We start from the raw sequence: 12,658 nt of genomic DNA, 5'->3' as shown, positions 1-12,658 counted from the left end.
ACGGCGTCCAGCTGGCCGAACAGTGTCTATCCGACCATGCGGTGGCGCAGCTGCAGGAGGGTGCCCGCGTCCAGGCCGAGCCCCTCGGTCAGATAGCCCCGCAGGCCGCCGTACCGCTGGGCGGCCTCGTCGAGCGCCGTGTCCAGGTAGTCGGTCCGCACCTCCTGGAGCGGGATGATCAGGTCCGGGTTCTGCATGAGCCCGCCCTGCTTGAGCGCCTCGCGCACCTTCGCGTCGTAGGCGGACCGGTAGGTGTTGGAGGCCAGGTAGTCGCCCACGGACGCCTTGTCCGGTACGCCGACCAGGCGCAGCAGCAGATACGTCGCCCAGCCGGTGCGGTCCTTGCCGGCGGTGCAGTGGTAGAGCAGCGGCGAGCGGCTGTCCGCGATGTCGCGCAGGGTGGCCGCGAACTGCGCCCGGTTGCCGGCGTCGGTGACGAACGTGCGGTAGACGTCCCGCATGAACGCGGCCGCCTTGCCGTCACCGAGCATTTCCTCCTGCTTGACGGGGTCCTTGGAGCCGATCGCGGTGAGGAGCCGGGTGAACAGGCCGTTGTCGGTGATCGGCCGGGAGACCGGGGAGAGCCCGGCGGGCAGCCGGTCCGGCCCGTCGTACTCCACCTCGGCGGGCACCCGGAAGTCGACGACCTTCTTCAGGCCGAGCCGGGAGAGCGTGGCCAGGTCGGCGTCGGTGAGCTTGCTCAGGGCGTCGGCACGGAAGACCTGGCCCCGGCGGACGCGCTCCCCGTCGTGGGTGCGGTATCCGCCGACGTCCCGTACGTTCACTGCGCCCTGGAGGGGTATGTGGCGTGCGGTGTCGTACGCCGCCGCCGTCGCCGCCGGGCGGGGCGGCCGGGGCGAGGCGGGTTCGGCGTGGGCCGCCCAGGCGGGCAGGGCGCCGAGGACGAGGGAGGAGATCGCGAGTCCAGCCGCCGTACGGGTGCGTGGGACGCTGACGCGCATCGGGCCGCCTTCCGGTCGGAGTGATGGCGGTGGCGGTGCGGTGCCTGAACCAACCAAACGATTGTTCGGGGAACATAGCGAGGTCCTCGCCAAGGGGGAAGGGGTGCGGGTGGCGTACGTCTCCTGGCTCAGGGAACAGCGACTCCGCCAGGCGTGTTAAAGTTACGTGTTGCAGTTTTGGTACCCATGGACTTTATGTGCGCCTGACGGGAATGCTCCGAGGGCGCATTATTGTTTTTCCGGTTCTCTCCGGTATGGGGGTCATTGCAGCGCTGGAGATTGGCAATTCCGCGATTCTCCATTCACTGCCCCTGTTGAGGAGATTGACATGGCAACCGGCACCGTTAAGTGGTTCAATTCGGAAAAGGGCTTCGGCTTCATCGAGCAGGACGGCGGCGGCCCCGACGTCTTCGCCCACTACTCCAACATCGCGTCCTCTGGCTTCCGTGAGCTCCTTGAGGGCCAGAAGGTTTCCTTCGAGGTGACCCAGGGCCAGAAGGGCCTGCAGGCCGAGAACATCGTTCCCGCCTGATCGTCGCAGCGCGCGAACCTCACAGCCGAGGCCCGCACCGGAAGGTGCGGGCCTCGGCTTGCGCTGTCATCGGGCCCTACGGGCCCAAGAGCCGCACCCAGGCTCAGAGGTCCGGAAAGTCCAGCGACCAGGAAGGCATTACTGCATGAACCGCTCCGAACGCCCGGCACGTCCCGCCCGCAAGCGACCCGCGAACGCAGCAGGAAAGGGCAGGCCGACCGGCCAGGCGAGGGGCTCCGCGCATTCCGCGAAGAAGCCCGGAAGCCGTAAGCCGAAGCCGGCGCAGGGCGGGGAGTTCGCACTGCCCGAGAGCATCACGCCCGCGCTGCCCGCCGTCGAGGCCTTCGGTGATCTGGACATGCCCGAGGCCCTCCTGAAGACGCTGGCCGCGCAGGGCGTCACCGAGCCCTTCCCGATCCAGGCCGCGACCCTCCCGAACTCCCTCGCCGGGCGCGACATCCTCGGCCGCGGCCGCACCGGCTCCGGCAAGACCCTCGCCTTCGGCCTCGCGCTGCTCGCCCGCACCGCCGGGCACCGCGCCGAGCCGAAGTCGCCGCTCGCCATGGTCCTCGTCCCCACCCGCGAGCTGGCCCAGCAGGTCACGGACTCCCTCACGCCGTACGCGACGTCGGTGAACCTCCGCATGGCCACGGTCGTCGGCGGCATGTCGATCACCAAGCAGTCGGGCACGCTGCGCCGTGGCGCCGAGGTCCTGGTCGCGACCCCCGGTCGCCTCAAGGACCTGATCGAGCGCGGCGACTGCGACCTCTCGCAGGTGCGCACCACCGTCCTCGACGAGGCCGACCAGATGGCCGACATGGGCTTCATGCCGCAGGTCACGGCGCTGCTCAAGCAGGTCGAGCAGGGCGGCCAGACCATGCTGTTCTCGGCGACGCTGGACAAGAACATCGACCGGCTCGTCCGGATGTTCCTGACCGACCCCGTCGTGCACTCCGTCGACCCGTCCGCGGGCGCGGTCACGACGATGGAGCACCACGTCCTCTACGTCGCCGACGAGACGGACAAGAAGGCCGTCGCCATGCGGATCGCGGCCCGCGAAGGCCGCGTGATCATGTTCCTGGACACCAAGCGCGCCGTGGACCGCTTCACCAAGCGGCTCCTCGCCAACGGCGTCCGCGCCTCCGGTCTGCACGGCGGCCGCTCGCAGCCGCAGCGCAACCGCACGCTGGACCAGTTCAAGACCGGCCAGGTCACCGCGTTGATCGCGACGAACGTGGCGGCGCGCGGCATCCACGTCGACGACCTCGACCTGGTCGTGAACATCGACCCGCCCGCCGACCACAAGGACTACCTCCACCGTGGCGGGCGCACCGCGCGGGCGGGCGAGTCCGGCAGCGTCGTCACTCTCGTGCTCCCCGAGGAGAAGCGGGAGATGACGCGGCTGATGTCCGACGCCGAGATCAACCCCCGCACGGCGCGGATCTCCTCCTCCGACGAGGAGCTGGTACGCATCACCGGCGCCCGGGAGCCCTCTGGCGTGCCGGTGGTCATCGAGACGCCGCAGCCGCAGCAGCCCGCCCAGACCTCGCAGCGCCGCCGCCGGCCGCGCGGCGCCGGTGGGGGCGGCGGCGCGGCCTCCGGCCAGGGCGGACAGCAGCGCAGGGTGCCCCGGCAGGGGCAGGGCGGTCAGTCCCGTGACGGTGCCGGTTCCGCCGGGGGCGGCGCCGGGGCGGGACGCGCCCGCCGCGGCCGTTCCGGTGGCGGTGCCCAGGGAGGCCGTCGCAGCGCCGCGTGACACCGCCGGGGAGGCCGGGACCCGCGCCCGGCCTCCCCACCACCCGCCGTTCGGCCCGAAGCGCTGCGGGACAATGGCGAGCCGTACCGTACGACGAAGTCCTCAAGGAGCCCCGCCCGATGTCGCCGGAGCGTGAACCCGCCGCGTTGCCCCTGTTGCAGGACGACCGCACCGCCCTGCGTGCCGACTGCGGCAACTGCTTCGGGCTCTGCTGTGTGGCTCTGGCCTTCTCCGCGTCCTCGGACTTCGCGCAGAACAAGGACGCGGGCAAGCCGTGCGGCAACCTCCGGGCGGACTTCCGCTGCGGCATCCACCGCGAACTGCGGGACATGGGCTACCGGGGCTGCACGGTGTACGACTGCTTCGGCGCGGGCCAGCACGTCTCGCAGGGCACCTTCGGCGGCCGGGACTGGCGCGCGGATCCGGCCACCGCCCGGCAGATGTTCGAGGTGTTCCCGGTCATGCGGCAACTCCACGAACTCCTGTGGTACCTGACCGAGGCGCTGACGCTGCCGCAGACCAAGCCGATCCGCTCCGACCTGCGCAAGAGCCTCGCCCGAACCGAGGAGCTGGCCCAGGGCACCCCCGAGGCCCTCACCGAGACCGACGTCGCGGCGCACCGCCAGGACGTCAACGTCCTCCTGCTGCGCACCAGTGAACTCGTACGCAAGGGCGTCGGCGGCAAGAAGAAGGACCGCCGAGGGGCGGACCTCTTCGGTGCCCGGCTCAAGGGCGCCGACCTCAAGGGCGCCAACCTGCGCGGCGCCTACCTCATCGCCGCCGACCTGCGCGACGCCGACCTGAGGACGGCCGACCTGATCGGCGCCGACCTGCGCGACGCGGACCTGCGGGGCGCCGACCTCACCGGCGCGCTCTTCCTCACCCAGTCGCAGGTGAACGCGGCCAGGGGCGACGCGCGCACGAAGCTTCCCGGCTCGCTCGACCGCCCCGGCCACTGGTCCGCCTCGTGACCGGGACCGCCCGCTAGGCGTCGCACTCCAGGACCGTCCGGCACAGCGCGCACCGCGCCCGGACCCGCCCCCGCGCCGGTACGCGGATCCGCTGGAAGCACGTCGGGCACGCGAACGACACCCGCAGCGCCCCGAGCCCGTCGGACGAGAACGCGTACGCCCTGTCCCCGGGGCCCGTCCCGTGCTCGCGCGCGTACCGCCGGTCCTTCGCGTACCGCCGCCTGCCGACCCACCCGGCGGCCGTCAGCGGCGGCTGCTGCTCGTCGCGGCGGGCCTGGGCGAGGCCCTTGGTGTACGCCGTGTACGCCTGCGCGCTGGTGAACCATGTCTCGGGCGCCTCGCCGAAGGCCAGGGCCCGCTTGGCGAGGACGTAGCCGAACTCCTCCGGGGTGAGATAGCCGAGCTTCTGCGAGGAGACGCCGTCCTCACGGAAGGCGTCCAGGAGCAGCCAGCCCGCGCCGAGATACGCGGCGGCGGTGTCGGTGAGGATCTCGTTGTCGCGGGTGCCGGGGAACGACAGATCGAGCCGGTGCAGATACACGTGCATGACCTCATGTGCGAGCGCCGCGCCGATGTCCCGCCGGTGGGTGCGGAAGCGGTCGTTGAGCTCGATGAAGTACTCGGGCCCGGCGGTCAGTTCGACGTTCGCGGCGTGTTCCATCGCGCGAAAACCGACGATCACGCGGGCGTCGGGCAGGCGCAGGTGCCGCACCATCTCGCGGGCCACCCGCTGCACCCCCAGATGCAGGTCGTCCTGGTCGCCGAAGGCCACGTCGGCGGGGGCGACGCTGGTGTCGAAGGTGCGGACGGTGTCGTACGAGAGGCGTTTGTAGAGCGCGGTGACGGCGGCGCGCACGGTCTCCAGGTGGGGGTAGCCGTGCACGACAGGACCGCCGCCGACCGTCACGTCCGTACCCCCTGATGTCAGCCATCGGGACAGTGGAACCCATCTCCACTGTAAGGCGGTTGCGGGCCCCGGGAGCGGACCGTGCGGCGCGGCGTGGCCGGAAACCTCCCCTTGTCCTGAGCGGACACCGATCTCCATAATCCGCAACAACGCTTTGTCGGGCTCATGCCATCCGGGCGGTCGAAACGGGCGGCAAGGGCCTGCCCTCGCGCGCGCTCCCCTCATCAACCCCCCACGAAGGGAAGACAATTGAAGACCAAGCTGCGTGGAGTCAAGAGAGCCGCCACCCTCGGCACCATCGCTCTCGCCGCCCTCAGCCTTCAGCCCGTGGCGGCGTCCGCCGCGCCCGACCCGGGCCCCCAGCCGAGCGAGCGTGTCGTCGGAGGCACCCCCGCCAAGCAGGGTGAATTCCCCTTCATGGTCCGTCTCTCGATGGGCTGCGGCGGCTCCCTGTACGCCAAGAACATCGTGCTGACGGCGGCCCACTGCGTCGACGGCTCCGGCAACAACACCAGCATCACCGCCACCGCCGGTGTCGTGGACCTCAGGAGCTCCGCCGCCATCAAGGTGAAGTCCACCAAGGTCCTCCAGGCCCCCGGCTACAACGGCAAGGGCAAGGACTGGGCGCTCATCAAGCTGGCGAAGCCCATCGACCTGCCCACACTGAAGATCGCCAAGACCACCGCGTACAACAAGGGCGACTTCACCGTCGCGGGCTGGGGCGCCGACCGGGAAGGCGGCGCCCAGCAGCGTTACCTCCTCAAGGCGACCGTCCCGTTCGTCAGCGACGCCGACTGCAAGGCCGCGTACGGCAGCGACCTCACGCCCGGCGAGGAGATCTGCGCCGGCAACCTCGCCCAGGGCGGCATCGACACCTGCCAGGGCGACTCCGGCGGCCCCATGTTCCGCAAGGACGAGGCCGGCGCGTTCATACAGGTCGGCATAGTCAGCTGGGGCAACGGCTGCGCCCGGCCGCAGTACCCCGGTGTCTACACCGAGGTGTCGACATTCGCCGCGGACATAGAGAAGGCGGCGGCGGGCCTGTGACGTCCCGCTGAACCGGTGCGGGGCGCCCGGGCCGTGGGCGCCCCGCCATCCGCAGCTAAGTCCAACACCTGTCCCTCCTTTGTCCATAGGCGCCCCCGCACCGCCCGGCGCATCGTGATCGGCACCGATTCCGTCCCATGGAGGGGTGCCGCATGCCGCCGTCAGACAGGTCAGGACCGAGCCGCAGAGCCGTCGTCGCCACCGGTACGCTCGCCGGGGTGGGGGCCGCCCTCGGAGCGGGCCCGGCCGCGGACGCCAAGGACGCGTCCGCACAGCCGCTGCCGCCCGAAGTGAACTTGCGTTCACGCCAGTTGGACGTCCGCGTCGCCACCGCCTTCCCGCGCGTCATCGCCTACACCGACCGCGCGAGCGGCGCCGTCCTGCACGCCGCCACGGACGCCGTCACCACGGTCCTGATCGACGAGACCGCGCACGCCCCCCAGGTGACCGCCTCCCCGGACGAGGCCCGCGTCACGTACGTACTCGCCTTCGACGGCGGCACCCGCGTCGACGTCGAGATCGCCGTCGAGGGACGCCACGTCCACTGGCGCGTCACGAAGATCGCCGACACGGACGCGCTGCGCGTCGGCACCCTGCGCATCCCCGGCCTCACCCTGCTCGCCGTACGCGACGACCAGCCCGGCGCCGCCCTCCTCGCCGCCAAGGTCCAGCTCGACAAGGCCAAGAGCGGCGACACCCTGATCCGGCCGGAGAAGAACACGCCCGCCGCCGCCGCGGCGGCCGCCGGCTGCGCGTACGCCGTCGTCGCCCACGACCGGCTCGGCGGCGCGATCGAGACCAACACCGTCTACGACAAACCCACCAGCGCGGCCGGGACCACCTGGGACAACGGCCGGCTGTGGCACCAGACGGTCAGGACCGGCGGCCGCGTGGAGGCGCGGCTGACCCCGGGACAGTGGACCCACCGGGCCGCGACCGCGCCCGTGGACGCCACCGAACCCCTCCCGTACGCCACCGTCGTCATCACCGGCGACCGCAACGGCGACGGCAAGGTCGACTGGCAGGACGCCGCCATCGCCTTCCGCGACATCATGGTGACCCCGCTCGGCGCCGACGAGCAGCACCTGCGAGTCGTCCCGCACATCCCCTTCAACTTCGCCTCACAGGCCACCAACCCCTTCCTCGCCACCCTCGACGACGTCAAGCGCGTCCACCTCGCCACCGACGGGCTGCGCCAGTACACCCTCCTCAAGGGCTACCAGTCCGAAGGCCACGACTCCGCCCACCCCGACTACGCGGGCCACCACAACACCCGTGCCGGCGGCCTCGACGACCTCAACACCCTCGTCCACGAGGGCCGGAAGTGGCACAGCGACTTCGGCGTCCACGTCAACGCCACCGAGTCCTACCCCGTCGCCCACGCCTTCTCCGAGAAACTCGTCGACAAGAACAACAAGCAGTGGGACTGGCTCGACCAGAGCTACCGCATCGACCAGCGCCGCGACCTGGTCTCCGGGGACATCGTCAAACGCTTCGCCGACCTGCGCGCCGAGACCGACCCGGGACTCAACACCCTCTACATCGACGTCTTCCGCGAGTCCGGCTGGACCTCCGACCGCCTCCAGCGGGCCCTGCGCGACCAGGGCTGGACCATCACCACCGAGTGGGGCCACGGCTTCGAACGCTCGGCACTCTGGTCGCACTGGGCCACCGAGACCGACTACGGCGGCGACACCTCACGCGGCATCAACTCCCGCCTGATCCGCTTCATCCGCAACCACCAGAAGGACGTCTTCGCCGACAAGTGGCCGACCCTCCTCGGCATCGCCCGCATGGGAAACTTCACCGGCTGGGTCGGCAAGACCGACTGGCACGCCTTCTACGACCTCATCTGGACCCATTCACTGCCCGCCAAGTACCTCCAGGCATACCCCATCAAGACGTGGGACGAGCACGAGATCACCCTCTTCGGACCCACCCGGACGACCGTCTCCGACGCCTTCGAAGGCAAGCGGCGCATCACCACCGACGGACGCCTCGTCTACGAAGAGGGCCGCTACCTGCTGCCCTGGGAGCCCCGCAAGGCCACCGATCCCGCCAAGCTGTACCACTACAACCCCGCAGGCGGGACCAGCACCTGGCGCCTCCCGCGCGCGTGGGCGGGCCGCTCCCGCGTCGCCCTGTACCGGCTCACCGACCAGGGCAGGGTCTTCGAGTCATACGTCCCCGTGCGCGGCGGCAAGGTCACCCTCAAGGCCGAGCCGAAACAACCCTACGTCCTCCACCGCGAGCGCGCCGCCGCCCTGCCCGACCCGAAGTGGGGCCAAGGAACACCGCTGCACGACCCGGGCTTCCACTCCGGCACCCTGAAGGGCTGGCGGGTCAGCGGGCCCGCCGCCGTGCGGCGCAGCGCCCTCGGCGACTACGAGCTGGTCATCGACGCGGGCGGCGCGGCCTCCGTCGGACAGCGCCTCGCCCGCCTCAGGGCCGGTACGTACGTGGCGTCCGCGCAGGTCGAGGTCGGCGAGAAGGCGGGGGAGCGGCGCAAGGCGTCCCTGGAGGTGCGTACCGCCGACGGTGTCACCGCCGCCAACTTCACCGAGACGTCCACGGCGGGCAACTACGTCGCCGCCGACCGCAAGCACGGCACCCGCTTCCAGCGCGTGTTCACCTACTTCACCGTCCCCGAGGGCGGCGGCACCGCCGAGCTGACGCTGCGGGCAGCGGCGGGCCACGCGCGCGTGCGCTTCGACAACGTCCGGGTGGCCGCGACCCACCCCGAGCCGAAGCGGCCCCGCGGCACCCTCGCCTCCGAGGACTTCGAGCACGTCCCGCAGGGCTGGGGCCCCTTCGTGAAGGGAGACGCGGGCGGCGCCACCGACCCGCGCACCCACATCGCCCAGCGCCACGCCCCGTACACGCAGCGCGGCTGGAACGGCAAGGCGATCGACGACGTCATCGACGGCGGCAACTCCCTGAAGTCACGCGGCGAGAACACCGGCCTCGTCTACCGCACCGTGCCGCACACCGTCCGCTTCACGCCCGGCAAGCGCTACCGCGTCTCCTTCCGATACGAGAACGAGAAGGCGGGCCAGTACGCCTGGATCACCGCCGTCGACGAACCCGCACCCCGCGAGACGGACCGCAAGGACCTGCCCGTCGCCACCGAACCCGTCACGTTCGCCTATGAGTTCACCGCTCCCGCCGACGGCGAGGCCTGGGTGGGACTGCGCAAGACCGGCGGCGACGGCGAGGCGGAGTTCGTGCTCGACGCCTTCGAGGTGACCTCCGTGACCGAGGGCTGAGCGGGCAGGGGGCGGCCCCCCGCGGGCCTCAGGACAGCGTGACAGCCGCCCCCGGAGCCGCCCCCTCCAGCTCCAGCACCCACACCTCGTTGACGCCCTCGCGCAGCACCGGCCCCGGCACATACAGCGACCGCTGCGGGCCGACCGACCAGTAGCGGCCCAGGTTGAAACCGTTGACCCAGACGAAGCCCCGCGTCCAGCCGGGCAGCGCGAGGGTGGCGTCTCCGGGGGCCGTGATCTCGACCGTGCCCCGGTACAGGCCCGGCCGCCCCTCCCCGGTACCGGCCGCCGAAACCCCCCGTACCGCCGACGGCACGTCGAACGCGTCGAGCCGCAGCCCCCGCGCCCGCACCCCGTGCAAGTACTGCCGCTCGTGCAGGACACCCCCGCAGATGCCCTTGGACTCGCCCGAGCGCGGCCCGTAGTTGACGCGACCCAGCGACTCCACCCACAGCTCCACGCGCGCGTGCCCCGCCACCGGGTCCTCCAGGACCGGCTCGTCCTCGGTCAGGACCCCGGCCCGCTCCCCGTCCACGTACACCACCGCCAGATCCCGCAGCCCCCGCACGCTCAGCCGCTGCCGCCTGCGCGGGCCCGGCACCGTCACGGCGTAACGCACCAGGCCCCGGTCCACGTCGAGCTCCTCGAAGGTGGGCGGCACCGCGTGCTCGGTCTCCGGGGTGCCGAGGCACTCCAGGACCGTGTCCAGCGGGGCCCACTCCGTGAGGGCCGCCGTGGCGGGGGAGCCCAGCACGGGCAGGGGAGGAGGTGGCTCGGGCAGGGGCCCGGTCGCGTACGGGGCGAGGACCTCACGGAAGCGCCAGAACTTCGCCGTGGGGCGGCCGTACTCGTCGATCGGCGCGTCGTAGTCGTACGACGTGACGTCCGGCTCCAGCGGCCCGTCGTGCAGCGCGCCGCCGCCCCGGTTGGCACCCGCCCAGCCCGCGAAACTCGTGCCGCCGTGCGCCATGTAGAGGTTCACCGACGCCCCGCACTCCAGGATCTCCCGCAACGCCGCCGCCGCGTCGTCCGCGTCCCGTACGACATGGTCCGCGCCCCAGTGGTCGAACCAGCCGCACCAGAACTCCATGCACATCAGCGGCCCCTTGGGGCGGTGCGCCCGCAGCGTCCCGAACCCGGCGCGTGCCGCCGAGCCGAAGTTGGCCGTCGCCAGGACACCGGGGATCGAACCGCCGGTCAGCATGTGGTCCTCGGGCCCGTCGGAGGTGAACAGCGGCACCCGCACACCCTCACCGCGCAGCAGGCCGGCCAGGCGGCGCAGATACACCTGGTCAGAGCCGTAGCTCCCGTACTCGTTCTCGACCTGCACCATGATCACGGGACCGCCGTCCGCGCCGCCGTGCTGACGCGGCACCACCTCCCGCAGCAGCCGATGGAACCAGCGCTCCACATGCGCCAGATACTCCCCGTCACGGGTACGCGCGCGTGCCCCGAGAGGACCCGTCAGCCAGTGCGGCAGCCCGCCGTTCTCCCACTCCGCGCAGATGTAGGGGCCCGGCCGCACGATCGCCCACAGGCCCGCCTCCCGCGCCGCGTCCAGGAAACGGCCGAGCGCCGACACGTCACGGAACACGCCGGGCCGCGGCTCGTGCAGGTTCCACGGGACGTACGTCTCCACGCAGTTGAGGCCCATCGCCCGCAGCATCGCCAGGCGGTGCCCCCACTGCTCCTCGTGCACCCGGAAGTAATGCAGCGCGCCGCAGAGCAGACGCACCGGCCGCCCCTCCAGCTCGAAATCGTCCTCGCCGACCCTGAACCCGTCCATCGCGTCCATCGCGTCCCTCTCGCTCCGTACCGCCCGACCACGATCACCTCTGGCGGGCGGCGGGGTCCATGGACAAAGATCGGGTCCGGTTGGACGCAGCGCGACACCGTGGCCGGGCCCCGGACCCGGCCCGCACCGGAAGGGGCACGCGGATGTACCACACGTGGATGCGGTATTTCACTCCCAGCCCGGCCCACCACAAGCTCGGCCTTGCCTGCCTCGGCGTCGGCCTCCAGCACGGCCTCCTGCCGACCGTCGGCCCCCGCACCCTCGACCACCACGTCGCCGTCGTCATCAGCGCGGGCGGCGGCTGGTTCCGCGGCCCCGACGGACGGCGTACGACGGTGACCGCGCCCGCCCTGATCTGGCTCATCCCCGGCGTACGCCACCACTACGGGCCCGACCCCGACACCGGCTGGGACGAGTGCTTCGTCGACTTCACCGGCCCCGCGACCACGACGTACACCGAACTCGGCTACATCGAACCCACCCGCCCCGTGGTGCCCCTCTCCGACGCGGCGGGCGCCCGCGCCGCCGTCGGCCGCATCGCCCGCGCGGCCCGGCGCGGCAACCCCCTCCTCGAAGTCGAGACGGGCGCCGCCGTCCACGAACTCCTCGTCGCCCTGCGCCGCGCCCGCGCCGACATCGCCCCCGACGGCGACCCCGTCCTCCAGGCCCTGGCCCGCGACGCCTTCCGGCCCCTGTCCGTCGCCGAACACGCCGCCCGGCACGGCATGACCCCCGCCGAGCTGCGCACCGCCGTGCGGCGCGGCGCCGGATGCAGCCCCAAGGACTACCTCCTCGGCATCCGCCTCGGCCGCGCCAAGGAACTCCTCGCCGCCACGGAGCTGCCCGTCGCCGCCGTCGCCCGCCGCGTCGGCTACGACGACCCGGCCTACTTCTCCCGCCTCTTCACCCGCCGCGTCGGCACGGCCCCCGTCCGTTTCCGCGAGCAGCAGGGCCGCGCCGTGCCCGGCGGCTGGTCCCAACAGGTACCGGACCCTGACGACCCACCGATGCTGCGGTCCTCCTCCACCCTCCCCCACTCCGGACCGGCAACGTAGGCTCAGGAACCATGACCACCAGCCACACCACTGACGCGAACGGCGCGAGCGGCACGGAGAGCGCGAGCGGCACGGACGAGGCCGTGCGCACCGAGCTGGCCCGACTGCGCGACAGCATCGACAACATCGACGCCGCCGTCGTCCACATGCTCGCCGAGCGCTTCAAGTGCACCCAGCAGGTCGGCCACCTCAAGGCCAACCACCAGCTGCCGCCCGCCGACCCGGCCCGCGAGGCCCGCCAGATCGCCCGGCTGCGCGAACTCGCCGAGAGCGCCAAACTCGACCCCGCGTTCGCCGAGAAACTGCTCACTTTCATCATCGCCGAAGTGATCCGCCACCACGAGACGATCGCCAAGTCGCCCTGAGG

10 protein-coding genes are annotated in these 12,658 nt (G+C 71.8%); 7 read left to right on the top strand and 3 right to left on the bottom strand.

Features of this window, described 5'->3' with window-relative positions; genetic code table 11:
* Nucleotides 1-26: 26 nt before the first annotated feature.
* Nucleotides 27-962: a tyrosine-protein phosphatase gene (locus tag ACOBQB_RS19180; protein ID WP_423593284.1), complete on the bottom strand. Its 936-nt coding sequence runs from the start codon at nt 960-962 to the stop codon at nt 27-29.
* A 328-nt stretch (nt 963-1,290) separates the two neighbouring features.
* On the opposite strand from ACOBQB_RS19180, the gene ACOBQB_RS19175 reads away from it, so the two are divergent.
* The 3 genes from ACOBQB_RS19175 (at nt 1,291) to ACOBQB_RS19165 (ending at nt 4,221) form a co-directional block, all read left to right on the top strand.
* Entirely contained in the window at nt 1,291-1,494 is a 204-nt protein-coding gene (locus ACOBQB_RS19175) for a cold-shock protein (RefSeq protein ID WP_030362889.1), read from the top strand.
* A 145-nt stretch (nt 1,495-1,639) separates the two neighbouring features.
* Nucleotides 1,640-3,250, top strand: coding sequence for a DEAD/DEAH box helicase (locus ACOBQB_RS19170; RefSeq protein WP_423593282.1), 1,611 nt, complete (start codon nt 1,640-1,642; stop codon nt 3,248-3,250).
* A gap of 119 nt (nt 3,251-3,369) precedes the next feature.
* A complete protein-coding gene (locus ACOBQB_RS19165; RefSeq protein ID WP_423593280.1) occupies nt 3,370-4,221 on the top strand; it encodes a pentapeptide repeat-containing protein in 852 nt (283 codons plus the stop codon).
* 13 nt (nt 4,222-4,234) lie between these two features.
* On the opposite strand, the gene ACOBQB_RS19160 is transcribed toward ACOBQB_RS19165, so the two are convergent.
* A complete protein-coding gene (locus ACOBQB_RS19160) occupies nt 4,235-5,128 on the bottom strand; it encodes a hypothetical protein (protein ID WP_423593279.1) in 894 nt (297 codons plus the stop codon).
* Between the two features lie 249 nt (nt 5,129-5,377).
* Between ACOBQB_RS19160 and ACOBQB_RS19155 the strand changes: the two genes are divergently transcribed.
* A complete protein-coding gene (locus tag ACOBQB_RS19155) occupies nt 5,378-6,175 on the top strand; it encodes a S1 family peptidase (RefSeq protein ID WP_423593277.1) in 798 nt (265 codons plus the stop codon).
* Nucleotides 6,176-6,327: 152 nt separating this feature from the next.
* Nucleotides 6,328-9,441 carry an endo-alpha-N-acetylgalactosaminidase family protein gene (locus ACOBQB_RS19150; RefSeq protein ID WP_423593275.1) on the top strand — a complete coding sequence of 1,038 codons (3,114 nt, stop codon included), beginning with the start codon at nt 6,328-6,330 and terminating at the stop codon, nt 9,439-9,441.
* Between the two features lie 28 nt (nt 9,442-9,469).
* Here the strand turns inward: ACOBQB_RS19150 and ACOBQB_RS19145 are convergent, their stop codons facing one another.
* Nucleotides 9,470-11,227 carry a beta-galactosidase gene (locus ACOBQB_RS19145; protein WP_423598582.1) on the bottom strand — a complete coding sequence of 586 codons (1,758 nt, stop codon included), beginning with the start codon at nt 11,225-11,227 and terminating at the stop codon, nt 9,470-9,472.
* 152 nt (nt 11,228-11,379) lie between these two features.
* On the opposite strand from ACOBQB_RS19145, the gene ACOBQB_RS19140 reads away from it, so the two are divergent.
* Complete coding sequence (locus ACOBQB_RS19140) at nt 11,380-12,291, top strand: helix-turn-helix domain-containing protein (RefSeq protein ID WP_423593274.1); 912 nt, start codon at nt 11,380-11,382, stop codon at nt 12,289-12,291.
* 11 nt (nt 12,292-12,302) lie between these two features.
* Nucleotides 12,303-12,656 carry a chorismate mutase gene (locus ACOBQB_RS19135; protein ID WP_423593273.1) on the top strand — a complete coding sequence of 118 codons (354 nt, stop codon included), beginning with the start codon at nt 12,303-12,305 and terminating at the stop codon, nt 12,654-12,656.
* The last annotated feature ends 2 nt before the right edge of the window (nt 12,657-12,658 follow it).

The organism is Streptomyces sp. G5(2025), from assembly GCF_049542075.1.
In the GTDB taxonomy this organism is placed as follows: domain Bacteria; phylum Actinomycetota; class Actinomycetes; order Streptomycetales; family Streptomycetaceae; genus Streptomyces.
This window is presented reverse-complemented; position numbering and strand designations above follow the sequence as displayed.